This is a genomic window from Nonomuraea salmonea, from assembly GCF_042428605.1.
Lineage (GTDB): Bacteria > Actinomycetota > Actinomycetes > Streptosporangiales > Streptosporangiaceae > Nonomuraea > Nonomuraea salmonea.
Genome location: NZ_JBHMCF010000042.1, coordinates 203,699 through 227,278 on the forward strand (window position 1 = coordinate 203,699; position 23,580 = coordinate 227,278).

The window sequence follows — 23,580 nt, forward strand, 5'->3', positions numbered from 1 at the left end:
CATGATGGAGGAGTGAGCGAGACACGAGGAACGCCACCGACCGACCGTCTCACCGAGGTCTTCGACCTCGTGGGCCCCCTCTACCGGCGCGCCCAGCGCAAGGTGGAGCAGGACGCGCCCATCGAGGGCCTGTCGGTCGGGGTGCGGGCGGTGCTCAACATGCTGCGCGAGCACGGCCCCATGACCGTGCCGCAGATGGGCAGGGAGCAGGCGCTGAGCCGCCAGTTCGTCCAGCGCATGACGAACGACGCCGCCGCGCGGGGCCTGGTCGAGACCGCGCCCAACCCGGCGCACAAGCGTTCGTCGCTGATCCGGCTGACGGAGGAGGGGCGGGCCGCCATCGAGGCGGTGATGGAGCGCGAGCGTACGGTGCTCCGCCAGGCGGGCGGCGACCTCACGGAAGCCGAGATCGAGACCTGCCTGCACGTCCTGTCACGGCTGCTCAGGCTGCTCGACGACATCGACATGGACTGAAACGCCCACCGCCCGGAGGCCCGCGCGGGCCTCCGGGCGGAGCCGGAAGCAGGTCGGCCGGCTCGTCGTCGTCCCAGACAGGCGGGTCAGCGGCGTACGGGCTCGTCGTCCCAGACGAGCGGGGTCACCGTGCCGGAGACCCAGTCGCGGCGCAGGATCGCGTAGGCGATCGAGTCGTGGGCCGACCCGTCGGGCGCCGGCCACGCCTCGCGGTAGTGGGCCTCCTTGACGTAGCCGCACGCGCGGAAGACGGCCCGCATCGTCACGTTGTCGCCCCGCGTCTGCCCCTCGACCCGCTGGATCTGCGGGAAGGCGTCGAACAGGTAGGCCGTGAGCCAGCGCACCGCGTCCTTGCCCAGCCCGCGCCCCCGGAAGCGGGGCAGGATCCGCAGGTCGAACATGGGCGTCGCGTCGCTGAGGTCGGTCAGCCTGACCAGCCCGGCCCGCTCCCCGTCGGCGATCTGCCAGAACGTCCGGTTGTCAGCGTCGTCGTAGACCCCGTCGGCGACCCGCTTCCTGATCGCCTCGGGATCCTGCACCCCGGCGTGGAACGGCCAGGGGTCGGCCATCAGGAAGGCGACCAGCGCCTCGGTGTCGTCCGGGGAGAGCCGCACGTACTCGATCTGCATCCGGTCATCGTCCTGACCTCTGGGACGGCCGGTCAACCGAATAAGCGCGCCGCCCTCCCCGTCGCAGGAGGGCCTCAGCGCACGGTGACGGTGTGCAGCAGCCTGTTCAGGCCGGTCGTGGCCTCCCAGGTGCCGTCGTTGGCCAGCCGGATCGCGTACTCGGCCCGCGAGGGCTGCAAGGGATCGGGCAGGCCGAGCAGCAGCGCGTAGCTGCCGGCCGGCAAGGACGTGGGCAGCGTGACCGTCTGCGCGACAGTCGTCGTGCCACCCGCCTGCCACTTACGCGGGTCGGCGGACAGCGGGATGCGGGTGACGGCGGAGGTGGCGGTGTCGCGCAGCACCAGCTCCAGGCCGCGCGGGTTGACGGGGGCGGCGTACCCGTCGTTCCTGACCGTGATGCGGACGGGGAGCCGCCCGCCGCGGGTGGCCGTGCCCGGGTAGGTGCCGGAGACGAGCGAGAGGCGGTAGCCGAGGCTGCGGCTGACCGCGGCCCGGCAGCCTCCGGTGCTCCAGCTCTCGAGCACGCCGGTGTGGTAGTCGGCGTTCAGGTACGACCAGTGGAAGCGCGCCAGCTCGTCCTGGGCGGTGGGGCAGTCGGAGCGGGGCGGGTTGGGGTTGCAGGTCTCGCCGCCCATCGCGACGTGGGCGGTGTCGGAGGAGAGGTACGGGTACTCGACGGCGGCGTCCTCATAGGTGCCGTAGTCGTCGGGGCCGGCGAGGAAGCAGTCGTTGTGATGCCCGATCCGCGCCACGGCGGAGCCCCCGTGCGCCTGCCCGGGGGTGACCGGCGTGGTGGAGTAGAGGGTGCGCTTGAACTTGGGGGTGCGCAGCTGCACCATCCGCGTCGAGGGCAGGACGCTCAGCAGCTTGTCGACGACGGCCTTGCGGTTGGCCCAGTCGGCGGCGGTGACGTTCCCGGCGTTGCCGAAGTTCTGGGTGTAGTACCACTCGCCCCAGGCGCCGATGAAGCCGGCCTGCATGACGGAGATGACGTCCTGGTTGGCCCGCAGGTAGGGGGCGAGCTGGTCGAGGTGGGCCAGCACGCGGTCCTTGGGCGCGTCGGCGCCGTCCTCCGAGGTGGTGTAGGCGAAGCGCAGGATCATCTTCAGCCCGGCCTGCCGTACGGTGTCGAACTGCTGCTGGAGCTGGGCCAGCGCGGCCTGGCTGAGCGGGCGGCCGGTGAACTCGGCGAGGTAGAAGACGCACATGACGAGCGAGATGTTCTCGTTCGTGCGGTAGCTCCGCAGGGTGTCGGCGTCGAAGTCGTTCTTGTCGCAGTCGCCGGTGTGGTGGTAGAAGCCGCGCTCGGGGTTGGCGACGTCGGCGCCGCTCTGTGCGTAGGTCACCGTGGCCGCCTTGCCGGCGGCCAGGGCCGGGGGCGCGGTGAGTAAGGACGCGCAGAGGAGGAGCGGGAGGGCGAGGGTGCGTGCGAGCTTGGGCATGGGGCTCCCTAGGCATGCCGGGGGTCTCGGGCTTGCGCAACTAATCATGGAGTCCATGAGAATTAAGTCAAGACCTCGCCAACAGGAACCCAGGAAAAAGCCATGCCCTCCCATGCTTAACAGTGGAGTCCCCGGTAAGTGTCAGTCGTCCGAAGGGACCACCAGCCGCATCGCCGCCCGGTCGTTCCCCCCGACGATCACCGCGCCCGGCCGCGCCTGCGCCACCCACGTGTCGGGCATGACGGCCGGCGCGAGCACCCGGTCGTACGGCGCCCGCTCGGGGCACCCCCGCGCCGTGTCACCGACGATCAGGTGAGGACGCACCCCGGCCGCCACCAGGTTCCGCCACGCCTCCTCGGCCACGGTCGCGTCACCCTCCACCGACGTCACGCTGCCCGACTCGCCCGTCAGCCGGCACAGCAGCGCGGTGATCCATCCGCTGCCCGTGCCCACCTCCAGGATCCGCTGCCCGGGACGCGGGTCCAGCAACTCGAGCAGATCGACGACGCAGCTCGGCGCGAGCGCCACGCAGCGGTAGGAGCTCGGGTCGCGGCTGCTCGGCGTGGCGATCGGCCGCCCGGAGTAGACGGCGTCCCACCAGGCCGTGGGATCGTCGTCGCGGTCGATCGGCCGCGCGCCGTCATCTTCGAGCACGAGCCCGCGCGAGGGCACGAACCAGTGGCGCGGCACCTTGCGCAGCGCCTGCTCGATCGCGCCCGTCGCGCGCGGCCTGCGCTCGGCGATGGCCGCGAGCATCTCCTCCAGCCGCCAGGCGATGTGCGGAAGCATCGCCCTGGCCCCGCCGTCCTGCCTGCTCACATGGCCTCCTCCAGGCCGTCCGTATGCTAACGGTGACCGTAAGGCCACGGATCGCAACCTGGCAAGGGATCGCCGATGTTTTCGTCCGCGTTCTCCCTGCGCGCGAGCGTGCTCGTCAGTGCAGGGCGGCCGGGCTGGGCACGTCGAGCGGCACGTAGTCGTGGCGCATCCCGTGGTCGCCGAGCCACTGCCGCAGCCCCGCGACGGCCGCCGGGTTGGTCGCGACCTGGGCGGCGTACTCGGTCAGCGCCACCTCCTCGCCGTCGTCGAACAGCAGCCGCGCGGGCCCCGACCACGACAGCGTCCACTTGGCCTGGCCGAGCTGGATCAGCACCGCCTCCAGCGCCTGCCCGAGCACGCCCGACAGCAGCGTCGGCGACGGGTTCCAGCCCTGCTCCAGCAGCTTCGCCTCCAGCTCCGCCTGCCTGCCGCGCGCGATCGCCTCGAAGGCCGCGTCCAGGTACGGCCGCGAGGCCCCCATCACCTGCTGGCCCGCCACCGCCAGGTCGTGCAGGGCGTCGGCGTTGCGGCCGGCGTACATGCCGTGGGCGACCAGGTCCTCCCACGGCACGGGACGCAGTGTCGCCAGTGCCTCCTGGCTCCACATCGACTGCTCCACGGCCTGCACCGCCACGTTGGCGTCGATGAGCAGCGTCAGCGCCGAGCGCGGGTCGGGCACCTGCTGCGGCTCCGGCAGGTGCTCGATGGCCGCGAGGCGCTCGGACAGGCTCGGGTGGGAGTCGTAGGGCGAGACCTCGTCGGGCTGCTCGGCCAGCCTGGCGAGCTGCGACTGCCGCTCAGGGTCGCTCATCAGCGCGTGGAAGCCGCCGAACACGGTCGCGGGCCTGGCGCCGCCCGCGCCGGTCAGCACGAGGTAGCTGTTGACGTACAGGTCCCAGCCGGCCGCCGTCGAGTGGATCTTGCGCAGCGCGCCCGCCATGGCCTGCCGGCCGCCGATCGCCACCGCGAACTGGTCGGCCTCCAGCTCCTGCCGGCGCGAGACGGCCTGCGAGATGCGCAGGTAGAGCTTGGCGTACCAGGTGAACAGGCGCTGCACGAACGGGTGGTTGCGCAGCCCCTGGACGGTCGCGATGAGCGAGACCCGCCCGCGGTAGACCGGCGCGCCCAGCCGGGTGTGCGCGCCGCTGTAGTGGCCGAGCTCGTGGCCGAGCACCGCGCGCAACTCGTCGACCGTGAGCGTCTGCAGCAGCGGCAGGCCGATGAACATGCGCCGCCTGGTCGCCTTCATGCCGAGGAACTTGGTGTCCTCCGACACCGCCGCGTTCACCTCGGGCACCAGCCTGATCTCGTCGGGCGGCGCCGTACGGACGCGCTGGGCCAGCTCCTCCACCGTCTGCCACAACACCGGCTCGTGCTCGCGGCCGACCGCCACGCCCGGCTGCTCGCCGTCGCCGCGCCTGCTGACCATCACCAGCGCACGGACGAGCGCGCCCGCGGCCAGCGTGAACACGACCGCGAACTTGACCAGGTTGGCGTGGAAGTCCACCACGAGCAGCACGTCGAAGAAGACCGCGGCTGCCAGAATGAGGCCGACCAGCACGTAGAAGCCGGCGAGCAGGGTGAAGGCCAACACCGCTCGGAATGCTGTCGTCATGGGGGAGGGCTCCCGGGGAAGGGGTTCTCGCGAGGCTTGACACTAGCGGAGAGACGAAACTGGATAAAATCACCGCACAGATGCCGTACTACGACGAGCACGATCAGGAGCGTTGGGTTCCGGAACCACCCGGCAACCCCGAACGTTCCGCGTTCGAGCGTGACAGAGCACGCGTGCTGCACAGCGCCGCCCTGCGCAGGCTGGCCGCGAAGACGCAGGTCGTGGGCCCGGGGGAGACGCCGGGCGGCGGCCAGCACATTCCGCGTACCCGCCTGACCCACTCCCTCGAATGCGCCCAGGTGGGTCGCGAGATGGGCGCCACGCTGGGCGTCGATCCCGACCTGGTGGAGACCGCCTGCCTGGCGCACGACCTGGGGCACCCGCCGTTCGGGCACAACGGCGAGGTGGCGCTCAACGCGCTGTCGGCCTCCTGCGGCGGCTTCGAGGGCAACGCGCAGAGCCTGCGCCTGCTCACCAGGCTGGAGGCCAAGGTGCTCACCGAGGACGGCCGCAGCGCCGGGCTCAACCTCACCCGCGCCGCGCTCGACGCCTCCATCAAGTACCCGTGGACGTGCGACGTCTCGCCCAAGTTCGGCGTCTACGACGACGACCTGCCGGTGTTCGCGTGGATCAGGGAGGGCGCGCCCGAGGGCCGGGTGAGCTTCGAGGCGCAGATCATGGACTGGGCCGACGACGTCGCCTACTCCGTGCACGACCTGGAGGACGCCCTCGCCTCGGGCCACGTCACCCCCGAGGCCCTGCGGTCGCCGATCGAGCGCGCGGACGTCTGCGAGACCACCCGCACCTGGTACGCCCCCGGCGCCGGCCTCGGCGAACTGGAGGAGGTCTTCGCCCGGCTGATCGACGACCCGCTGTGGCCGCGCCACTTCGCGGCCACCCTCGCCGACCTGGCCGGGCTGAAGGCGCTCACCAGCGGCCTCATCGGCCGCTTCTGCCGCTCGGCGCAGGCTGCCACCAAGGAGGTGTACGGCTCCCGCCACCGCGCCGACCTCGTCGTCCCGCGCGCCACCCGGCTGGAGTGCGCGCTGCTCAAGGGCGTCACCGCGCACTACGTGATGACCACGGAGGACCACCACGCCAAGCAGGCCAGGCAGCGCGACCTCATCACCGAGCTGGCCTCCCTGATCACGCTGGGGGCGCCGGAGACGCTGGAGCCCGCCTTCCGTCCCGCGTACCTGGAGGCGGCCGACGACGCCGCCCGCGTCCGGGTGGTGATCGACCAGATCGCCTCGCTCACCGACACCTCCGCCGTCGCCTGGCACCGCCGCCTCTCCCGGTGAGCACACCTGGCGGGATCCGCTTTCGCGCGGACCCCGCCGGGCGGATACTGCGCCCATGGCCACATTTGTGATCGTCGGCGCCGGGCTCGCCGGGGCCAAGGCCGCGCAGACGCTGCGCGAGGAAGGCTTCGACGGCGAGATCGTGCTGATCGGCGCCGAGGCCGAACGCCCCTACGAACGACCGCCGCTGTCCAAGGACTACCTGCAGGGCAGGAGCGAGCGGGAGAGCATCTTCGTCCACGAGCCGGCCTGGTACGCCGACAACGACGTGGACCTGCGGCTCGGCCTGCGGGCCACCCGCATCGAGCCGGGCCACCACGTCGTACGCCTGGCCGACGGCTCCAGGCAGCCCTACGACAAGCTGCTGATCGCCACCGGAGCCGTCCCCAGGCGGCTGCCGGGCCCCGCCTACTACCTGCGTACGGCCGAGGACAGCGAGGCGCTCAGACGGCGCTTCGCCGAGGGCGCGTCCGTGCTGGTCGTCGGCGCCTCCTGGATCGGCCTGGAGACCGCCGCGGCGGCGCGGGCGGCCGGCTGCGAGGTCACCGTCGTCGAGCCCGAGCCGACGGCGCTCAACCGGGCGCTCGGCCACGAGCTGGGCGAGCTGTTCGCCCGCCTGCACGTCAGCAAGGGCGTCGACATGCGCTTCGGCACCGCCGCCGCGGAGGTCACCGAGACCGGCGTGCGGCTCAGCTCGGGCGAGCGGCTCACCGCCGACCTCGTCGTGGCGGGCATCGGCGCGGCCCCGGAGGTCTGGCTGGCCCGCGACGCCGGGCTCGACGTCGGGCAGGGCGTCCGTACGGACGCGGCGCTGCGCACCTCGCACCCCGACATCTACGCGGCCGGCGACGTCGCCGAGTCCTACCACCCGCTGTACGGCCGCCACATCCGCGTCGAGCACTGGGCCAACGCCCTGCACGGCGGCCCCGCGGCGGCCAGGTCGATGCTCGGCCAGGAGGTCGTCCACGACCGCGTCCCGTACTTCTACACCGACCAGTACGAGCTGGGCATGGAGTTCTCCGGCGACGTCTCGGGCCACGACGAGATCGTCTACCGGGGCGACCCCGACGGGCTGGAGTTCATCGCGTACTGGCTGCGCGAGGGCCGGGTGATCGCCGGCATGAACGTCAACGTCTGGGACGTCGTGGCCGACATCCAGGAGCTGATCAGGTCGGGGGTCACTGTGGACGCAAAGGAGCTATCGTCGGGTTGAGCGTGACGACGTCCTCCTCGCTGGTCGTCCTGCGCGGCTTGGGCTTCTTGGTCGGCTTCGGGGTGCTGCTGGTCGTCTGCGCCGGCGCCACCTTGCCGAGACACTGCACGGTGCAGCGCGGGGTCTCGCCCAGCTTGCCGCGCAGCTTCATGGTCTCCTCGCGCGGCGAGAGCGTGCGGTTGCCCTTGCGCCAGGCGTCGAGATAGTCCCACGGCTCGACCATGCCCCTGCGCACCCACCAGTAGGCGGGGCCGGTCTTCCACGAGATCGCGAAGTACAGGTTCGAGCCGGTGTCGCGGGCATTGCCCGACCTGCCCACCTTCCCCAGCACCTGGCCGCCCTTGACCTTCGTGCCGGGCTTGATCCCGCCGGCGACGGAGTCGAGGTGGCCGCCGAGGTAGCGCACGCCGTCGGCGCCGATGATCGTGACGAACCTGCCCTCGCGCGCCGCTCCCGCGTCCGTGGCCGGCGACCACGTGTCGGAGGTGTTCACCTCGTCCACGACGCCGTCCACGGGCGCCACGAACGAGCAGCCCTGCTTGGCCCAGATCGTCGTCTTGGGCAGCACCAGCAGCTTGCGCTGGTAGGTGGTCTTACAGCCCTTCACCGGGAAGGTGTAGGTGTACTTCGACAGCTTCGGCGGCGGCACCTTGACCGGGTCGTCGCCCTCGGGCTTCTCGGCCGCCTGGCTGGGCGAGGGCGAGGGCGACGGGGAGAGGGTCGGTGTCGGCTCGGCCGCGCCGCCGCCCGCGGGGCCCGACGCGGGCACAGTGGCGGGTGCGACCGGCCGGTTCGCGCCGACTCCCGCCAGGCCGGCCTGGCTGCAGGCACCGGTCAGCAGCACGGCGCCTGTGACGGCCGCCCATCGTCCGATATGCCCCGATCGCATGTTCTCCACCCGTGTCACCGTTTCCACCGACAACCTTTACCTTTGTAGCCGACCGGGAGCCCCCGCATTGCCGCTTTCCTCCTTTAGCAGCCGCGCGGATACCCTCCGCTACCTCCCCGTTCCCCATGCCGGAGACACCCGCGGTGAGCCGAACCGTCGGTGGGGCGGAATAGACTCACCGGCGTGGCTGGCCGGATCCGTGACGTCGACATCGCGCTCGTGCGCGAGCGTTCCCCCATCGCCGATGTGATCGGCGAGCACATCCAGTTGCGCAACGCCGGAGGCGGCAACCTCAAGGGGCTGTGCCCGTTCCACGACGAGAAGACGCCGTCGTTCAACGTCACCCCCGAGCGCGGCATGTTCTTCTGCTTCGGCTGCTCCGAGGGCGGCGACGTGATCACGTTCGTCGAGAAGATCGAGCACCTCTCCTTCAGCGAGGCGGTCGAGCGGCTCGCCCAGCGGGCCGGCATCCAGCTCCAATACGAGCAGGGCGGCTACGCCCCGCGCCGCGACCACGGCGAGCGGGCCAGGCTGATCGAGGCGCACAAGGCGGCCGCCGAGTTCTACGCCGACAAGCTCATGAGCCCCGACGCGGCCCCAGGGCGGCGCTTCCTGTCCGAGCGCGGGTTCGAGCGGGCCGACGCCGAGACGTTCGGGGTGGGCTACGCGCCGGCCGAGTGGGAGGCGCTGACCCGCCATCTCCTCGGGCGCGGCTTCACCGTCGACGAGCTGGTCAAGGGCGGCCTGTCCAGAGAGGGCAGGCGCGGCCCCATCGACCGGTTCAGGGGCCGGCTGATCTGGCCGATCAGGGATGCCACCGGCGATGTGATCGGATTCGGCGCGCGGAAGTTGCTTGATTCCGATGACGGGCCGAAATATCTGAATACGCCTGACTCGCCGCTTTACAAGAAGAGCCAGGTCCTTTATGGAATCGATCTTGCGAAGCGCGAGATCTCCAAGCGCGCGCAGGCCGTGATCGTCGAGGGCTACACCGACGTGATGGCCTGCCATCTCGCCGGTGTGCCCACCGCCGTGGCCACCTGCGGCACCTCGTTCGGCGAGGAGCACATCAAGATCCTGCGGCGTTTCCTGCTCGACCAGGCCGAGTTCCGCGGCGAGGTCATCTTCACCTTCGACGGCGACGCGGCGGGCCAGAAGGCGGCGCTGCGGGCGTTCGCCGACGAGCAGAAGTTCGTCACGCAGACCTACGTCGCCGTGCAGGGCGACGGGCTCGACCCGTGCGACCTGCGCGTCAAGCAGGGCGACGCGGCCGTGCGCGACCTGATCGCGAGCCGCGAGCCGCTGTTCCAGTTCGCGATCAGGAGCACGATCTCCCGCTACGACCTGCGCAGCAACGAAGGCAAGATCGCCGCGCTCGACGCCGCCGCGCCCATCGTGGCCGGCATCAAGGACCCGGGGCTGCGCAAGCGCTACGCCATCGACCTCGACCGCTGGCTCGGATTCATGGACGAGCGGTTCGTCATGCAGCGCATCTCCGAGGTCTCGGGCGCCCAGCAGGGCCGCCCCCGGCGCGCCCCGCAGGCGGCTCCGGTCGATCCGAGCATCCGGGTCGAGGGCGAGCTGCTCAAGCTCGCCGTGCAGCGGCCCGCGCTGCTCGGGCCGCGCTTCGACGCGCTTGACGCGCAGGCGTTCACCACGCCTGAGCACTCGGCACTGCACCAGGTCATCGTGGCCGCGGGCGGCGTCGTCTCGGCCGGTCACGGCGGGCGCGAGTGGGTCGACCGGCTGATGGAGCAGGCCCACGAGGAGAGCACGCGCGCGCTGGTGACCAGGTTCGCGGTCGAGCCCATCCACGCCGACGCCCACGCCGAGCAGCGCTACGCCAACGACATCATGGCCGCGGCCGAGGCGATGCCGGTCGATCGGGCGATCGCCCAGGTCAAGTCCCGCATCCAGCGGCTCAACCCGGTCGAGGAGCAGCAGGAGTACAACAAGCTGTTCGGCGAGCTGGTCGCGCTGGAGCAGCAGCGCCGGGTGCTGCGTGACCGCGTCGCGGGCGGCTGAGCCCGGCTCACTCAGGTAACAGTTCGGCTGCGATCAACGCGCCGAAACAGGGCGGTTGACCAGGGAATGTGGCGCGGTCCAATGCCGGACAAAGCAGATGGACAACGTGACGAAGGCAGCGAAAGAGATGCGCCCGGCCAGACGGCGGCGTCGGGCGCGTGATTCCAGACCGCGTAATTGACTTTACTTTCCTGATCAAACTCGGGCCAAACCTTAAAGCGATCTCAATTCGGCAAAGACGAGGGCCTTACCTTCGGTGACAAAAATGGGTCTGCCATTTGATGGAACCAATACTGCAGACTGTCCTTCGTGGGTGCATCGGTGCTGCCAAGTGGACCGCCATCCGTAGATCAGGTGGCGGACCTCGTCGCGAAGGGAAGGGAGCGCGGGAGCGTAACCGTCGATGACGTCGCAGCCGCGCTTGACCGATCCGAGTTGCCGTCCGACGCGCTGGAACGCGTCGTACGCATGCTCGCCGAGAACGGCGTGGAGGTCCTCGAGCCGCAGGGCGACGAGGAATCCACCCGCGCCGATGAGGAGGACGTAGGCAAGCGGGCGCCGACCAGCGATCTCGTCCGTATCTACCTGAGAGAGATCGGCCGGGTGCCCCTGCTGACCGCTGAGGAGGAGGTGGAGCTCGCCAAGTCGATCGAAGCCGGTCTGTTCGCCGAGGACAAACTGGCCAACGGGGTCTCGCGTCTGGCCTTCCCTGAGTTCAGGGAGCTCGTCTGGCAGGGCACGCGGGCCAAACAGCGGCTCATCGAAGCCAACCTCAGGCTCGTGGTGTCCATCGCCAAGCGGTACGTGGGCCGCGGCATGTTGTTCCTGGACCTGATCCAGGAGGGAAATCTCGGCCTCATCCGGGCGGTCGAGAAGTTCGACTACACCAAGGGTTACAAGTTCTCCACCTACGCCACCTGGTGGATCCGCCAGGCGATCACGCGGGCCATCGCCGACCAGGCGCGGACCATCCGCATCCCCGTGCACATGGTGGAGACCATCAACAAGCTCGTCAGGGTGCAGCGGCAGCTCCACCAGGATCTCGGCCGTGAGCCGATCCCCGAGGAGATCGCCAAGGAGATGGACCTCCCGGTCGACCGGGTGGTCGAGATCCAGCGCATCGCCCAGGAGCCCGTGTCGCTGCAGTCGCCGATCGGCGAGGAGGACTCCGACCTCGGTGACTTCATCGAGGACGCCGACGCGGTCGTGCCGATGGAGGCCGCGGCCTTCATCATGCTGCAGGACCAGCTCGACGACATCCTGGCCACGCTCTCCGACCGGGAGCAGCGCATCATCCAGCTCCGCTTCGGCCTGGCCGACGGCCATCCGCGCACGCTGGAGGAGGTGGGCAGGGAGTTCGGCGTCACGCGGGAGCGCATCCGGCAGATCGAGTCGAAGACGCTGGCCAAGCTCCGCCACCCGACGCGCGCGCAGATGCTGCGGGACTACCTGGATTGATCACAGGGCAAAGGGGACGGCCACGGCCGTCCCCTTTCCCCTGCTCAGGAGCAGCCCTCGAACTGCGGCACCGCGACCGTGCCCAGCTGGAGCCCGGACTTGCCGAACCACTTCTTCAGCAGTTCCGCGGCGGTCCCGTCCTGGTACATCGCGGTGATCGCCCGGTTGACCGCCTCGCAGCCCGCCACGTCGCCCTTCGGCAGGCCCACCCCGGTGCGCTGCTCGTTGAACTGCGCGTTGTTCAGCCGCAGCCCCGAGCCGTCCTGCTCGGCCAGCCCGGCGAGGATCACGTCGTTGGTGGTGACCGCGTCCACCTGGCCGCCCTTGAGCGCCGTCAGGCACTGCGCGTAGTCGCGTACCGGCACGACCCGCGCGGCCACGCCGCGCTCGGTCACGACCCGCTGGGCCGCGTTCGAGCCCTGCACCTCGCAGATGCGCCGGCCCTCGAGGTCGCGCACGTCCGCGATCCGCTCGTCCTTCCTGCTCAGGATGTCCTGGTACGAGATGTGGTACGGGCCGGCGAACAGCACCCGCTGCTTGCGGTCCTGGTCGATCGTGAACGTGGCCAGCACCATGTCGGCCCGACCGCTGCTCAGCACCTTCTCCCGGTCGGCGGCCAGCACGCCGACGAAGGAGAACTCCTTGCCCAGCTTGCCCGCGACGTAGCGGGCCACGTCCACGTCGAAGCCGTCGTATCCGCCTTCCGACGTCCTGAACCCGACCGACGGCAGGTCGGAGCGCACCCCGATGACCAGCTTGTCCTTGTCGAGGATCGACTCCTGCCCGTTCATCCCGCAGCCCGTGACCGCCACCGCGGCCAGGAGCAGCACCACCGCGAGCGCCCGCTTCACCGGTACTCCTTGAGTCGTGGCCACACCCCGGCGATCACCAGCAGCCCGATCGCGCCGATGGCGTAGGGGAGCAGCCGCCACAGGTTGTCCAGCGCGCCCTCGCCCGCCGCGATGGCCTGCCTGAACACCTTCTGATGGGTCTCGGTCAGGCCGACCAGCGCCTTGTCGTAGGCGTTGAACGCGGCCGTGACGGGCCCGATGCGGGCCTCGACGGCCTCGCTGGGCGTGGCGTGCCGGGCCAGCGTGCGGAACCTGTTGTCCTGCGCCTGGAAGGCCCGGTAGGCGTCGAAGACCGCCGCCCCCTGGGAGCCGACCAGCTCGGGCCCCAGCAGACCGAGGAAGTCCTTCGAGCCGGTGCGCATCTCGCCGTGGTAGCCGGTCAGGTTGCCCACGTCGTAGTAGAGGACGGTCAGCGACTTGTCCAGATACGTGTGCTCGTAGGTGTCGGCCCGCTCCTTGTCCAGCAGGAAGCGGCTCTGGTCGCCCTGCATGCTGTTGCTGATCGCGCGCGCCTTCGCGAGCGTCAGCACCGAGTCGAACCCGGCCGACTTGGCGGTCCGCAGCGCCTGCTCGTCCTGGCCCAGCACGTGCACCCCGAACCCCAGCGCCACCGCGGTCGTCACGGTCGCCACCACGAGCGCGGGACCGAACACCCGGCGGAAGCGCCGCGCCAGGAACACCTGCATCCAGATCAGGCAGCCCAGCGCGACCAGCCCGGCCACCACGACCGCGACGCGCAGCAGCGGCACCATGACGGCCTTGTCGTCGTAGGTGGCGCGCACGATCGTGCCGCTCTCCAAGGTCAGGTTGTACGCCTGCGGCAGCAGCACCTGCCGCATGAGGTCGGTGGCCTGCCGGTAAGTGCGAACCACGTTCTCGGGCGGCGCCCCCGGAGCGTGGCCGGCCTGCTGGTCGAGCAGCAGCGCCTGCCCGGCGAGCCGCTCGTAGCGGCCGAGCCCGTCCAGCACCGACTGCACGGTGGTGCGCTCGGCCGCGTTGTCGCCGGACAGCTCGAACGCCTTCAGCAGCGCCTGCCCCGCCTCGGCCCGCCGCGCGTCGTAGCGGGCCAGCGCCGCCCGGCGTTGCTCGGCATACTCCTTGCCCATCACCAGCACGTTCGCGACCTGCGCGTCCATGTCGCTCAGCGCCAGGTAGAGCCCGGCGGTGGCGACGACCTGCGGGCCGGCGTCGCGGCCGATCACCCGCAGGCCCTCGCGGGCGGTGGAGCTGCCGACGGCGAGCGCGACGAACAGCAGCGCCAGCGAGGCGACGGTGACGCCGGAGATGACGCGGATGCGGCCGGGCACGCTGCGCCGCCGTACGGGCTTCGACACGGTGACCGGCGCGAGCGCGCCCGGCGGGGTCTGCACCATCGTCATGGCGTGCCCTCCCTGATGGTGATCACCGTCCACGCGCCCAGATGGATCCGGTCGCCGGGACCGATCCTGGTCGGCACGTTGACCTGCAGCGTGCGGCCGTTGACCTGGGTGCCGTTGGACGAGCCCGGGTCCACCAGCAGCCACGAGCCGTCGGGCTGCGCCAGCAGCACCGCGTGCAGGTGGGAGACGCCGGGGTCCTCGGGCGGCCCGGTCAGGTCGATCTCGGGCACGAGGTTCCTGGCGCGGCTGCGCCGCCCGATGCGTACCTGGTCGCCGTGCAGCGGGAACGAGCGCTCGGGACAGTACGGCGGGAACGCCATCACCGCGGCGTCAGGCCCGCCCTCGGCGACCACTTTCTCGTAGTACGTACGGTCGGCGGCGGTCACGGCCTCCCACCTGACCCCCGTCACCGGCGCGGCCACGGGCGCGGCGCCGGTGAAGTCGTGGCCGCACACCTCGCAGAACTGCCCGGCACGCGGCGTCCGGCAGACCGGGCAGCCCTCAGCAGGCGGGGACGGGGGCTGGGACTGGGGCTGGGGCTGGGGTTGTGGCTGAGGGGCCGGTCGGGACGCCGGCCGGGCCGGTCCTGCCATCTGGATGCCGCAGACGTCGCAGTAGTCGTCGGCCCCCGACGGGTGCCCCTGCGGGCAGGTCGCCATCAGCTTCCTTCCTTGCGCAGCCGGCTCGTCCGCACCGACCCGGTGTCCAGCTCGATCTCGTCCGCCTTGTCCACGGCCCGCCGCAGCCGCGCGGTGCCGGTGGCCGGATCGACCTCCACCACCTTCTCCAGCAGCCGGGCGGTGTCCTCGCGGCCCGACTCGGCGGCCAGCCGGTGCGCCTTGGCCAGCCGCGCGGTGGCGGTGTCGGTGTCGCCCATCGCGCGGGCGCTCAGCCCGTCCTGGATCAGGTCGTGCAGCTCGGCCTGGCCGGTGTAGTGGGCGACCTTGCCGTTGATGCGGGTGGACTGCGCCAGGTCGTCCGTCCACTGCGCCAGCACGTTGCCGCTGGCCACGACCTCCTGCGTGTCGGGGCGTACCAGCTTGACCCAGCCCGCCCTGATCTCCTGCCCGATCTGGCCCTGCGGCACCTCGACGCAGATGTGGTACTCGCGCTCCTCCTGCCCCCACGAGCCGGTCGGGTAGTCGCCGGTCAGCGGGTTGACGTCGGTGCGCTTGCCGGTCAGGTCGAGCAGCGTGGGCGAGACCTGTTTGACGAACTTCAGCCGCGCCGCCTGCGGCACCCACACGCGCAGCGCCAGGTCGGGCACGGTCTTGCTCATCGAGGTCTGCGTGAGCCTGCGGAAGTACTCCGGCAGGTCCCCCTGGTTGCGTACGAAGTCGAAGGTGCCCAGCATCGCCTCGGCCACCTTGCGCAGCTCGGCCGGCACCCAGTCGTCGCCGACGCCCAGGCTGTCGACCACGAACTTGCCGCTCCACGCCGCCAGCACGTCGGCGAACGTGTCGTCGCTCTGGTTGTTCTGCCCGTCGGTCATCAGCAGCGCGTGCTTGATCGCCGAGGGGTGCGCGGTCAGCAGGTGACCGGCCAGCTTGATCCACTCGCCGATCGCGGTGCCGCCGTGGGCGCTCAGCCGGGCGATGGCCCGCTCCGCCTCGGCCCTGGTCGCCGGGCTCGCCATGGCCAGGTGGTCACCGGACGGGGGATAGACGACCTTGGCCCGGTTCGTCCCGGACACCACGGCGAAGTGCACCCCGTCGCGCAGCGTCTGCACCGCCGTCACCGCCGCCATCCGCGCTTCGCGGATCTTGCTGCCGCTCATCGAACCCGACGTGTCCACGATGATGACCTCGGCCGCCTCCGTCGCCGACGTCCGCACGGTCGCCGTGCCGGTCGCGCCGACGGTCAGGATGGCGTGCACCTCGCGGCCGTCAAGGGACAGGTACTTGTTCTGGTCGATGGTCAGCGTGAAGGCCGGCTGGTCACTCATGGGGGTCTCCTAGGGGGATCACGACAATGGTCACGTTGTCCTGGCCGCCGGAGTCGAGCGCGTGGCGCAGCATCTCGCGCGCCATCTCGGCCGGGGTGCCGGACGTGGGGAAGGCGTAGCCGTCCAGATAGCGCCACAGGCCGTCGCTGCACACCAGCAGCAGGCCGGGCCCCTGCGGGGTGCTCCGGGGGGTGAACGTGCGCATGTGCGGCGCCGCCGTGTCGGCGTCGGCTCCGAGCCAGGCGGTGATCTCGCCGGTCGGCACCACGTCGTCCTCGGTCAGCAGCTCGCCGCCGGGCAGCAGGTACGCCCGCGTGTCCCCGGCCCACGCCAGCCGCACCCTGCCGCCGGGCTCGGCCACGACCGAGACGTACGTACAGGCCGGGGCGTCGTCCAGGGAGGTCGCGAGCTTGGTCACCGCGCGCCCGGCCAGCGCGAACGCCTCCTCGTCCGGCAGCCCCCTGGCCAGGGCCGCCGCCGCGGTCTCGACGGCCACCGCGGACGCCTCGTCGGCCCTGGGCGAGCTGCCGACGCCGTCGCACACCACGCTCACGATCGAAGCGCCGGCTTCACGCAGCGCCATCGCGTCCTCGTTGCGGGCCCGCCGCAGCCCCCGGTCGGTCACCGCCGCCGCGCCGCCGGGCAGCACCAGCTCGGCGTGGTCGCGTCCGGTCGGCTGGCGCACCCCGCACCGCTCGCAGTAGCCGTCGGCGTCCACCGCCGCCGCCCCGCACGCCGCGCAGGCGGGCGCGCCCAGCGGATGCCCGCACGCCTCGCAGTACGTGTCGCCGGCCACCACGGGCCGCTCGCAGACCGGACACATCGCGCCCATCACCACCACGTCCTCGGCCGCACGGAGTTGGCCAGGTCGATGAAGGCGTGCCGCTCCTGCCGGGAGTCGGCCTGCACGGCCAGCCTGCGGTAGATCGACTCCAGCCGCCTGCGCAGCCCCTGCGCGGTGAACGGCGCCCCGCCGAGCCGCATGCCCTTCGGCGGTGCCGGTGGATCGGTCTCCAGCCAGGACAGCGCGCCGCCCAGCAACTCGGCGGTGAGCACGTCGCGGTGCCGCGCGTCCAGGCCCTTCTGGTTGCTCACCCGGTCGACCGCGGCCACCAGGTCGGAGGGCTGCAGCCCGGTCAGGTCCGGCCGTCGTACGACCGAGGCCGCCAGCGCCACCTGGGCCGCCACCCGGTAGACCGACGTCGCGGGCACCTCGTCCAGCACCTCCATCCGGCCCGACCTGGCCAGCCCGAAGGCCGCGCTGACGTAGGCGCGGTCGGTGCGCCAGACGACGTCGTACCAGGTGGCCGCCGGCCGGCCCGCGCACTCCAGCGCGAAGGCCAGCGCCAGCTTCGGCGCAAGCTCGCCGGGCAGCGCGGACAGGCACGCGTCGAAGCACGCCACCGCCAGGTCCGCCTGGCCGGCGGCCAGCGCCAGCGCCCCGCGGTACCAGGTGACCCGCCAGTCGCCGGGCAGCTCGCGCTCCAGCTCGTCCAGCACCGCGGGGGCCTCGGCGGACGCCTCCTCGGCCAGCAACCGCACCCGCATCAGCTTCGTTTCCGGCGTCTGCGGCATGCCGGCGAGCTGCGCGATCAGCTCAGGCCCCTCGCTGCCGAGCAGGCCGGCCAGCGCGCCCGCCGCCGGGTCGCCGGGGTCCGTCAGCGGCACCGGCAGCGCCGCCGCGGCCGTCATCGGGTCGAGCGGCCCGAACACCCGCTCATCCGACTCCGACAGCGCCGTGCCGACCGCCGTGCGCTCAGGCCCGAACAGCGTGGAAGGCGCCGGGTACGGCACCCCGTCCTCCAGCGCGCTGACCTCCCGCAGCACGCCGACGAGCTGCTCCTCCATCTCCCACGCGCTCTGGAACCTGGCGGCCGGATCCGCCGCCGTCGCCCGCCGCAGCAGCCGGGTGAACGACGGATGCCCGCAGTCCTCGGGCAGCGGGTTCGGCACGCCGCCCGACGCCGGGCTGAACCCGGAGATCGCCAGCACCGCCAGCGTCCGCGCCACCGTGTAGAGGTCGGAGGCCACCGACGACGGCCGCGACTCCAGCTCGGGCGCGTGGTAGCCGGGCGTCACCCACGACGAGCCCACCGGCGAGCCGAACGGCTGCACGGCGCCCAGGTCGATGAGCTTGAGCCGCTTGCCGACCCTGATCACGTTCGCCGGCTTGAGGTCGCAGTAGACCAATCCCTGCTCGTGCAGGTAGCCGAAGGCGTGCAGGAGCTCCCTGCCGTACATCAGGACCTCGCGCAGCGGCAGCGGGCCCTGGCGGCGCAGCTCGTGCAGGGACTGGCCGCCGACGTACTCCATGACGATGTAGCCGAGGCCGGCCGAGCGCTGGAAGTTGAAGATCTTGACGATGTTCGGGTGGTCGACCGTGGTGAGGAACTTCCGCTCGGCCTCCGCCGCCGCCAGCGCCTCCGCGTCCATGGTGTTGAGCAGGCCCTTGAGCACCACCCAGCGGCCGTCCAGGTTCTCGTCGGAGGCGAGGTAGATCCAGCCGAGCCCGCCGTGCGCCAGGCAGCCCAGCACGCGGTACTGGCCCGCCACCAGGTCGCCCTTGGCCAGCTTCGGGGTGAAGGAGAACTGCGTGCGGCAGTGCGGGCAGAACCCGTCCGTCAGCCCTGGACGTCCCTCGCGGGAGCGGCCCACCGGCTTGCCGCACGCCGGGTTCGCGCAATACCGCTTCTCCTCCGGCACCTGCGGGTCGGCCATCACCGCCGTCGCGGGGTCGCGGTAGGGGATCGACGGCAGGTCCGCGATCGTGGCCAGCACGCCCGCCCGCGACCTGCCGCTGCTCGACGGCGAGCTGACCGACCTGCTCACCGGCCTCGTCTGTAAGGGGACGGACGCGGGGCCGGTGGGAAGGGGAGCCGGGCTCTCCGCGGTGCCGCAGAGGTCGCAGTAGCCCTCCTCGATCGTTCCAGTGCAGCCGGGCTGCGCGCAGCGGCTCATCACTTACCTCCGTGGATCGCGCGCTGGTAGTCGTCGACGGCCGCGGCCGCCCTCGTGAGATCGCACGGGGCGCTCCAGAGCAGGGCGCGCGCCCGCTCGTACCGCTCTGCCGCCGCTGGGTCCTCGGCCAGCCCCTTCCGTACGGCCATCGCCTGGCACGCGCCGAGCCGCCCGCGCAGCTCGTCACGCCGGCCCACCAGGCCGTACAGGGCCTTGGCAGTGGTCCGCGCCCGCTCCTCGGCGGCACGGACGTCGCTCTCCAGGGCCGTCAGCCGCTTGGCCCGCAGCACCCAGGGGTCGGCCGAGACGTCCAGCGCGGCCAGCTCAGCCGCCAGCGCCTCGACCCTGCTGCGCGGCTGAGCCTGCGGCGGCAGGGCGATCTTCACGACGACCGCGCCGTGGGCCAGCCGCTCCTCGCTCTCCGCCGCGCGTACGTGGTCGAGCGCCGCCACCAGGTTCTCGCGGCGCACGGCGTACTCGGCCTTGACCACGATCGCCTGCTCGTGCTCCGCCCGGCCGGCGGCCAGCAGTCCCGCTATCCGGTCGAGCTCAGGACCGGCGGCGGAGCCCAGCGGGTCCTCGACGACCGCCGCCCGCAACCGCGCCAGCTCCGCCTCCTCGGCGGCGAACACCGTCTCGGGCTCCGCGCTCTCGCCCAGCTCGCGGGCCAGCTCCCTGACCCGGCGCAGGTCGGCGGCGGCCTCGTCGAGCCGGGGGAGTAACGCGTTCCACACCGCGTCGATGTCGTTGAGCGCGCCCGTGACCTCCTGGAAGGCGGTGTCCATCCGGCTCACGGTCGCGTCGAGCGTCAGCCGCTCGTCGGCCTCGGGACGCAGCGAGCGCCGCTCGACCGGCTTGGCCGCCGCGCGCAGCACCACCGACTCGCCCGCCAGCAGCTCGGTGAGCCGCGCGAGCTGGTCCGTTCCCAGCCGGCCGCGGCTCGCCCTGACCTGCTCCGCCTCGCGCAGCACGGCGCGGTAGGCGTCGTACAGGGACCACAGATCGGCCAGCGACTCCCGCGCAGCGGCCCAGCGCCGCTCGGTGGCGCCGCGTAACGACGCGTCCTTGAGCAGCCGGTAGGTGGTGTGGGATTCGAGGTCGAGCAGGTCGCCGGAGATGCGGTCGCGTTCGTCCGCGCGGGCCCGCAGGGCATGATCGGCGCCCTCGCGGCTCATTGGTGGTCCCAGGCTCATCACGCTCCCCGTGAGGAGGCCCCCCGATGCCCCGTTTATACCGCCACAGCGGCGGGTTCGACGGCTTTAGGTCGTTTAGCTAGGGGGACCCCTGACTTGTCCCTGATCTAACCCCATGTCGCCTGCAATTGACTTAACGATCTCTTAGCGTTTCAGGCATGGGACGTGTACTTCTGATCATCGCGGCCGTCGTCGCCGCGCTCCTGCTGCTCGGCCCCCTCGTGGGCTTCGTCTTCACCCTGCTCAAGTGGGCGCTCGTCATCGCCGCCGTCCTCTTCGGCGTCGCCTTCCTGTCGAAGGTGCTCAAGAGGACATAGCGTCAGCGGGTTTCCGCGGTCATAGTTGGATGATGGAGGCGCGGCCGGCAGTCGACGACGCCGCGCTCGGGCGCGAGGCCCTGGGCGTGCTCGAGGCGAACTGGACGGGCGCCGGCACCGTGCCCGCACCGGGGCTCTATCCCCACCAGTGGAGCTGGGACTCCGCGTTCATCGTGATCGGTCTGGCCAGGCACCGGCCGGACCGCGCCCGTGACGAGCTGCTCAGCCTGCTGCGCGGCCAGTGGGCGACCGGCATGGTGCCGCACATCGTGTTCCACACCCGCGAGGCGTACTTCCCCGGGCCCTCCGTCTGGCGCTCCCAGGAGCACGACGCCGCGCCGGGCGTGCTCACCTCGGGGCTCACCGCGCCGCCCCTGCACGGGCTGGCGCTGTGGTGGCTCTACCGGCACACCGGCGACGCCGCGTTCGTCCGGGCGACGTACCCGGCGATCGCCGCCCAGCACGACTACCTCGCCGCCACCCGCGACCTCGGCGGCGCGGGCCTGGCCGCGATCGTGCACCCGTGGGAGTCGGGCATGGACGACAGCCCGGCCTGGGACGAGCCGCTCGCCGCCGTGCCCGCCATCCGGTACGGCAACCGCCCCGTCGAGATGGAGGAGCGCCACCCCGGCAGCGACCACGACCGCTACGTCTGGCTCGCCCTGCACTACCGCGACGCCGGCTACAGCCCCGGCTACCTGCGCGACGAGCATCCGTTCGCGGTCGAGGACCCGATGTTCAACGGCATCTGGCTGGCCTCCTGCCAGGCCATGGCCGAGCTGGCGCCGCTCGCCGGCGCCGACCCCGCGCCCCAGCTCGAACGGGCGGAACGCATCAGGCACGCGCTGCTCGACCGGCTCTGGGACGGCTGCTTCTTCGCCAGGGACCTGCGCGCCGACCGGCTCATCAGGGTGTGCACGGTCGGCGCGTTCGGCCCGCTGCTCGATCCAGGGCTGTCCGCCGAGCACGTCCAGGCGGCCGTCGAGGTGCTCGAATCGGCCCGGTTCATGGGGGCCACCGGCTACCCCGTGCCGAGCTGCGAGATCCGCGCCGCCCAGTTCGACCGCACCCGCTACTGGCGCGGCCCCTCCTGGGTGAACACCAACTGGCTGCTGCGCAGGGCGGCCACCGTGCACTCGCTCGACCACCTCGGCCGCCAGCTCGCCCACGGCACCCTCCGCCTCGTCCGCCAGGCCGGGTTCCGCGAATGCTTCGACCCCTTCGACGGCAGCGGGCGCGGCTGCCGCGACTTCTCCTGGAGTGCGGCGCTCACCCTCGACCTGCTCGCGGATAACGTGGTGCAATGAGCCTTTTCCGCCGGTTGCCCGCCGACGTGCGCACCTCGCTGAAGACGGAGCGCGGCGAGCGGGTGCTGACCTTCGCCGCCTCCGCCGACGGCCACGTCGTCGCCACCAACCTCGCCCTCCACCTGTCCGACGGCACGCGGGTGCCGTACGAGGAGATCGACCGGGCGTCGTGGGACGAGACGGGCGTCAGCGTCCTCACCACCGGCGGCGAACGCCACGTCGAACACATCGCCGAGCCGCGGCTGCTGCCCGAGACCGTGCGCGAGCGGGTCAACTCCACGATCGTGGTCAACAAGCACGTCAGCCTGCCGGGCAGGGGAGGGGTGCGGCTGGTGGCCCGGCGTCCGCCCGGCGGTGAGGTGCTCGGCTGGACGCTCGTCTTCGACGACGGCCTCGACCCCACCGACCCCGGCTTGCGCGCCCAGGCCGAGCAGGCGCTGGAGGGCGTACGGCGGAGCATGGGCGTCTGACCCCTAGGGGTTCTCAGGGGTCCGCCGGTACGGGCATGGGCGAGCGGGGGTGTACGGCCTCACGCCCATGCCGTCCGTCTGGCTAGTACGGAATGCCGCTCTCCCGGGCCTTCTGCTCGACGCCCTCCTCGTCGGGCCAGCCGGTGCCCGAGTCGGGCTGATTGTCGTGCGAGCCGAGGAACGGGATCCGCTGCTGCAGCGTGTCACCCACCCTCGTCCTGGCCTTCCCGGCGACCTTCGACGCCTGCGCACCGACGATCCCGGCCACTTCCTGCACCCGGGGGTTGTCGGCGACGCGCTGCGCCGTCTGCTTGATCTGCTCGTAGCGCTCGCGGCCGGCCCGGCTGCCCAACACATAGCCGACCGCCAGACCAACAGCGAATGTCATCCGATAACGCATATTGCACCTCCGCTGTCACGGGCCTACCCCGCTCACGATGCGACACGCACTCCAGGAGTGCGCTAATCTATTCATGCGCACCGCGACGGGGCCCGAAAAGCCCCGACGAAGTGGGCAAACGGTTCGATCCCGCGTAGCTCAACGGCAGAGCAGCCGGCTGTTAACCGGCAGGTTATTGGTTCGAGTCCAATCGCGGGAGCCACAGTGCGGGCCCTCTCACCAGTAGGTGAGGGGGCCTTCGTCGTGTCTGGTGTCCGCTTGTGGTGGGCGGGTGCGCCTGAAGATCGGTTCTGGTGTCTTCAGCGGGGCTTCAGGTGTGGTGGGCGAGCCTCGGAGCGTCACAACGCCTCGGGGAGGGAGACCCCATGTTGACGCGACGTCTCGCGATCGTCGTCACCGCCGCCGCGCTCGGGCTCGGGGGGATGGCCACGTCGGCGCTGGCCGATGACGGGCCGGTCCGGGTGATCGGTGAGCGGGTCATGGACGGTGACCGCATCCTGCGCGGCGGGAAGCTGACGTGCTGGACGCGTGACGGCAGGAAGGTGCGGTTCTCTGACCGTGCCGTGGATGAGCTGGTCGAGGTCGGTGACGTCGGTCCCGTCCGGGTCGTCGAGCCGGTGCCGGCGGGTGGCGACGGCGAGGTGGTGGTCGTGCCGGAGGAGCGGCTGTCCATCGCCGTTCCGGCGCGAAAGCTGCCGAGGAAGGTCGTGGGGAAGCGGTGGCGGCAAACGAGGCTGATCCATCTCACCTGCGTGTGGGAGGGAATGCCGCGCCGGTGACGGCCCCTGGTCTGCGGAAGCTGCGTCTTATTTCACCTTATGTAGTGAGATGGTGACGGGATTTCGGGAAACGCGGGACAAGGTGTCCGGTGGGGCGGCAGGATGGCGGGGCCGGT

General features: G+C 71.5%; 23 protein-coding genes and 1 tRNA gene. 11 read left to right on the forward strand and 13 right to left on the reverse strand.

Annotated features, from left to right (window positions below; genetic code table 11):
- Nucleotides 1-12 precede the first annotated feature (12 nt).
- Nucleotides 13-474 (forward strand): MarR family winged helix-turn-helix transcriptional regulator, encoded by a 462-nt coding sequence (locus ACFFR3_RS39065; RefSeq protein ID WP_345399388.1) that lies wholly within the window; start codon nucleotides 13-15, stop codon nucleotides 472-474.
- 86 nt (nucleotides 475-560) lie between these two features.
- Here the strand turns inward: ACFFR3_RS39065 and ACFFR3_RS39070 are convergent, their stop codons facing one another.
- The 4 genes from ACFFR3_RS39070 to ACFFR3_RS39085 form a co-directional block, all read right to left on the reverse strand.
- Entirely contained in the window at nucleotides 561-1,103 is a 543-nt protein-coding gene (locus ACFFR3_RS39070) for a GNAT family N-acetyltransferase (protein ID WP_345399392.1), read from the reverse strand.
- 74 nt (nucleotides 1,104-1,177) lie between these two features.
- The gene (locus ACFFR3_RS39075; RefSeq protein WP_379484761.1) at nucleotides 1,178-2,545 is read right to left on the reverse strand and encodes a DUF4832 domain-containing protein; all 1,368 of its coding nucleotides are present in this window, start codon (nucleotides 2,543-2,545) and stop codon (nucleotides 1,178-1,180) included.
- A gap of 141 nt (nucleotides 2,546-2,686) precedes the next feature.
- A complete protein-coding gene (locus ACFFR3_RS39080; RefSeq protein WP_345399398.1) occupies nucleotides 2,687-3,364 on the reverse strand; it encodes a protein-L-isoaspartate O-methyltransferase family protein in 678 nt (225 codons plus the stop codon).
- A 115-nt stretch (nucleotides 3,365-3,479) separates the two neighbouring features.
- Nucleotides 3,480-4,979 (reverse strand): M48 family metallopeptidase, encoded by a 1,500-nt coding sequence (locus ACFFR3_RS39085; protein ID WP_364377557.1) that lies wholly within the window; start codon nucleotides 4,977-4,979, stop codon nucleotides 3,480-3,482.
- Nucleotides 4,980-5,059: 80 nt separating this feature from the next.
- Between ACFFR3_RS39085 and ACFFR3_RS39090 the strand changes: the two genes are divergently transcribed.
- Together ACFFR3_RS39090 and ACFFR3_RS39095 are read left to right on the forward strand one after the other, a co-directional pair.
- Nucleotides 5,060-6,280: a deoxyguanosinetriphosphate triphosphohydrolase gene (locus ACFFR3_RS39090; protein ID WP_364377555.1), complete on the forward strand. Its 1,221-nt coding sequence runs from the start codon at nucleotides 5,060-5,062 to the stop codon at nucleotides 6,278-6,280.
- Between the two features lie 55 nt (nucleotides 6,281-6,335).
- Nucleotides 6,336-7,493: an NAD(P)/FAD-dependent oxidoreductase gene (locus ACFFR3_RS39095; RefSeq protein ID WP_364377553.1), complete on the forward strand. Its 1,158-nt coding sequence runs from the start codon at nucleotides 6,336-6,338 to the stop codon at nucleotides 7,491-7,493.
- On the opposite strand, the gene ACFFR3_RS39100 is transcribed toward ACFFR3_RS39095, so the two are convergent.
- A complete protein-coding gene (locus ACFFR3_RS39100) occupies nucleotides 7,459-8,382 on the reverse strand; it encodes a M23 family metallopeptidase (RefSeq protein ID WP_345399404.1) in 924 nt (307 codons plus the stop codon). The genes ACFFR3_RS39095 and ACFFR3_RS39100 overlap by 35 nt on opposite strands.
- Before the next feature lie 183 nt (nucleotides 8,383-8,565).
- On the opposite strand from ACFFR3_RS39100, the gene dnaG reads away from it, so the two are divergent.
- Together dnaG and rpoD are read left to right on the forward strand one after the other, a co-directional pair.
- Nucleotides 8,566-10,407 carry a DNA primase gene (gene dnaG / locus ACFFR3_RS39105; protein WP_345399407.1) on the forward strand — a complete coding sequence of 614 codons (1,842 nt, stop codon included), beginning with the start codon at nucleotides 8,566-8,568 and terminating at the stop codon, nucleotides 10,405-10,407.
- A 354-nt stretch (nucleotides 10,408-10,761) separates the two neighbouring features.
- Nucleotides 10,762-11,865: an RNA polymerase sigma factor RpoD gene (rpoD, locus tag ACFFR3_RS39110; protein ID WP_241563834.1), complete on the forward strand. Its 1,104-nt coding sequence runs from the start codon at nucleotides 10,762-10,764 to the stop codon at nucleotides 11,863-11,865.
- Between the two features lie 44 nt (nucleotides 11,866-11,909).
- Here the strand turns inward: rpoD and ACFFR3_RS39115 are convergent, their stop codons facing one another.
- Genes ACFFR3_RS39115 through ACFFR3_RS39140 form a run of 6 tightly spaced genes read right to left on the reverse strand, consistent with a single transcriptional unit; the run spans nucleotide 11,910 to nucleotide 18,818 of the window.
- Complete coding sequence (locus tag ACFFR3_RS39115) at nucleotides 11,910-12,716, reverse strand: transporter substrate-binding domain-containing protein (protein WP_345399413.1); 807 nt, start codon at nucleotides 12,714-12,716, stop codon at nucleotides 11,910-11,912.
- Nucleotides 12,713-14,095: a GlnX family signal transduction membrane protein gene (locus tag ACFFR3_RS39120; RefSeq protein WP_345399416.1), complete on the reverse strand. Its 1,383-nt coding sequence runs from the start codon at nucleotides 14,093-14,095 to the stop codon at nucleotides 12,713-12,715. Before ACFFR3_RS39120 ends, ACFFR3_RS39115 begins: the two co-directional genes overlap by 4 nt.
- Nucleotides 14,092-14,754 carry an FHA domain-containing protein gene (locus ACFFR3_RS39125; RefSeq protein ID WP_379484762.1) on the reverse strand — a complete coding sequence of 221 codons (663 nt, stop codon included), beginning with the start codon at nucleotides 14,752-14,754 and terminating at the stop codon, nucleotides 14,092-14,094. Before ACFFR3_RS39125 ends, ACFFR3_RS39120 begins: the two co-directional genes overlap by 4 nt.
- On the reverse strand, nucleotides 14,754-16,040 hold the full coding sequence (locus tag ACFFR3_RS39130; protein ID WP_364377544.1) for a vWA domain-containing protein: 1,287 nt from the start codon (nucleotides 16,038-16,040) through the stop codon (nucleotides 14,754-14,756). Before ACFFR3_RS39130 ends, ACFFR3_RS39125 begins: the two co-directional genes overlap by 1 nt.
- Nucleotides 16,033-16,872, reverse strand: coding sequence for a PP2C family protein-serine/threonine phosphatase (locus ACFFR3_RS39135; protein WP_364377542.1), 840 nt, complete (start codon nucleotides 16,870-16,872; stop codon nucleotides 16,033-16,035). The genes ACFFR3_RS39130 and ACFFR3_RS39135 overlap by 8 nt, the downstream gene beginning before the upstream one ends.
- Entirely contained in the window at nucleotides 16,872-18,818 is a 1,947-nt protein-coding gene (locus tag ACFFR3_RS39140) for a serine/threonine-protein kinase (protein ID WP_345399431.1), read from the reverse strand. Before ACFFR3_RS39140 ends, ACFFR3_RS39135 begins: the two co-directional genes overlap by 1 nt.
- On the opposite strand from ACFFR3_RS39140, the gene ACFFR3_RS39145 reads away from it, so the two are divergent.
- Nucleotides 18,808-18,951 carry a hypothetical protein gene (locus tag ACFFR3_RS39145; protein WP_345399434.1) on the forward strand — a complete coding sequence of 48 codons (144 nt, stop codon included), beginning with the start codon at nucleotides 18,808-18,810 and terminating at the stop codon, nucleotides 18,949-18,951. The two genes, ACFFR3_RS39140 and ACFFR3_RS39145, sit on opposite strands and share 11 nt — an antisense overlap.
- 46 nt (nucleotides 18,952-18,997) lie before the next feature.
- Here the strand turns inward: ACFFR3_RS39145 and ACFFR3_RS39150 are convergent, their stop codons facing one another.
- Complete coding sequence (locus ACFFR3_RS39150) at nucleotides 18,998-20,173, reverse strand: hypothetical protein (RefSeq protein ID WP_364377538.1); 1,176 nt, start codon at nucleotides 20,171-20,173, stop codon at nucleotides 18,998-19,000.
- A gap of 176 nt (nucleotides 20,174-20,349) precedes the next feature.
- Between ACFFR3_RS39150 and ACFFR3_RS39155 the strand changes: the two genes are divergently transcribed.
- From ACFFR3_RS39155 to ACFFR3_RS39165, 3 genes are read left to right on the forward strand one after another with little or no spacing between them, the layout of a single operon-like run.
- Nucleotides 20,350-20,508 carry a hypothetical protein gene (locus tag ACFFR3_RS39155; RefSeq protein ID WP_345399440.1) on the forward strand — a complete coding sequence of 53 codons (159 nt, stop codon included), beginning with the start codon at nucleotides 20,350-20,352 and terminating at the stop codon, nucleotides 20,506-20,508.
- A gap of 29 nt (nucleotides 20,509-20,537) precedes the next feature.
- Nucleotides 20,538-21,815: an amylo-alpha-1,6-glucosidase gene (locus ACFFR3_RS39160; RefSeq protein WP_364377536.1), complete on the forward strand. Its 1,278-nt coding sequence runs from the start codon at nucleotides 20,538-20,540 to the stop codon at nucleotides 21,813-21,815.
- Nucleotides 21,812-22,285: a hypothetical protein gene (locus ACFFR3_RS39165; protein WP_355420417.1), complete on the forward strand. Its 474-nt coding sequence runs from the start codon at nucleotides 21,812-21,814 to the stop codon at nucleotides 22,283-22,285. The genes ACFFR3_RS39160 and ACFFR3_RS39165 overlap by 4 nt, the downstream gene beginning before the upstream one ends.
- Nucleotides 22,286-22,367: 82 nt before the next feature.
- Here the strand turns inward: ACFFR3_RS39165 and ACFFR3_RS39170 are convergent, their stop codons facing one another.
- Nucleotides 22,368-22,685: a YtxH domain-containing protein gene (locus tag ACFFR3_RS39170; RefSeq protein ID WP_345399452.1), complete on the reverse strand. Its 318-nt coding sequence runs from the start codon at nucleotides 22,683-22,685 to the stop codon at nucleotides 22,368-22,370.
- A gap of 127 nt (nucleotides 22,686-22,812) precedes the next feature.
- Here ACFFR3_RS39170 and ACFFR3_RS39175 point away from each other — a divergent pair.
- Nucleotides 22,813-22,887 (forward strand) — tRNA-Asn (locus ACFFR3_RS39175).
- Nucleotides 22,888-23,050: 163 nt separating this feature from the next.
- Nucleotides 23,051-23,464: a hypothetical protein gene (locus ACFFR3_RS39180; protein WP_379484763.1), complete on the forward strand. Its 414-nt coding sequence runs from the start codon at nucleotides 23,051-23,053 to the stop codon at nucleotides 23,462-23,464.
- Nucleotides 23,465-23,580: the final 116 nt, after the last annotated feature.

What these genes read in the sequence shown, in the direction of transcription:
- ACFFR3_RS39070 (WP_345399392.1), bottom strand. Translation starts at nt 1,103, where the DNA reads ATGCAGATCGAGTACGTGCGGCTCTCCCCGGACGACACCGAGGCGCTG.
- ACFFR3_RS39075 (WP_379484761.1), bottom strand. Translation starts at nt 2,545, where the DNA reads ATGCCCAAGCTCGCACGCACCCTCGCCCTCCCGCTCCTCCTCTGCGCG.
- ACFFR3_RS39085 (WP_364377557.1), bottom strand. Translation starts at nt 4,979, where the DNA reads ATGACGACAGCATTCCGAGCGGTGTTGGCCTTCACCCTGCTCGCCGGC.
- ACFFR3_RS39090 (WP_364377555.1), top strand. Translation starts at nt 5,060, where the DNA reads ATGCCGTACTACGACGAGCACGATCAGGAGCGTTGGGTTCCGGAACCA.
- ACFFR3_RS39095 (WP_364377553.1), top strand. Translation starts at nt 6,336, where the DNA reads ATGGCCACATTTGTGATCGTCGGCGCCGGGCTCGCCGGGGCCAAGGCC.
- ACFFR3_RS39100 (WP_345399404.1), bottom strand. Translation starts at nt 8,382, where the DNA reads ATGCGATCGGGGCATATCGGACGATGGGCGGCCGTCACAGGCGCCGTG.
- ACFFR3_RS39120 (WP_345399416.1), bottom strand. Translation starts at nt 14,095, where the DNA reads ATGACGATGGTGCAGACCCCGCCGGGCGCGCTCGCGCCGGTCACCGTG.
- ACFFR3_RS39125 (WP_379484762.1), bottom strand. Translation starts at nt 14,754, where the DNA reads ATGGCGACCTGCCCGCAGGGGCACCCGTCGGGGGCCGACGACTACTGC.
- ACFFR3_RS39130 (WP_364377544.1), bottom strand. Translation starts at nt 16,040, where the DNA reads ATGAGTGACCAGCCGGCCTTCACGCTGACCATCGACCAGAACAAGTAC.
- ACFFR3_RS39135 (WP_364377542.1), bottom strand. Translation starts at nt 16,872, where the DNA reads ATGGGCGCGATGTGTCCGGTCTGCGAGCGGCCCGTGGTGGCCGGCGAC.
- ACFFR3_RS39150 (WP_364377538.1), bottom strand. Translation starts at nt 20,173, where the DNA reads ATGAGCCGCGAGGGCGCCGATCATGCCCTGCGGGCCCGCGCGGACGAA.
- ACFFR3_RS39155 (WP_345399440.1), top strand. Translation starts at nt 20,350, where the DNA reads ATGGGACGTGTACTTCTGATCATCGCGGCCGTCGTCGCCGCGCTCCTG.
- ACFFR3_RS39160 (WP_364377536.1), top strand. Translation starts at nt 20,538, where the DNA reads ATGATGGAGGCGCGGCCGGCAGTCGACGACGCCGCGCTCGGGCGCGAG.
- ACFFR3_RS39165 (WP_355420417.1), top strand. Translation starts at nt 21,812, where the DNA reads ATGAGCCTTTTCCGCCGGTTGCCCGCCGACGTGCGCACCTCGCTGAAG.
- ACFFR3_RS39170 (WP_345399452.1), bottom strand. Translation starts at nt 22,685, where the DNA reads ATGCGTTATCGGATGACATTCGCTGTTGGTCTGGCGGTCGGCTATGTG.
- ACFFR3_RS39180 (WP_379484763.1), top strand. Translation starts at nt 23,051, where the DNA reads ATGTTGACGCGACGTCTCGCGATCGTCGTCACCGCCGCCGCGCTCGGG.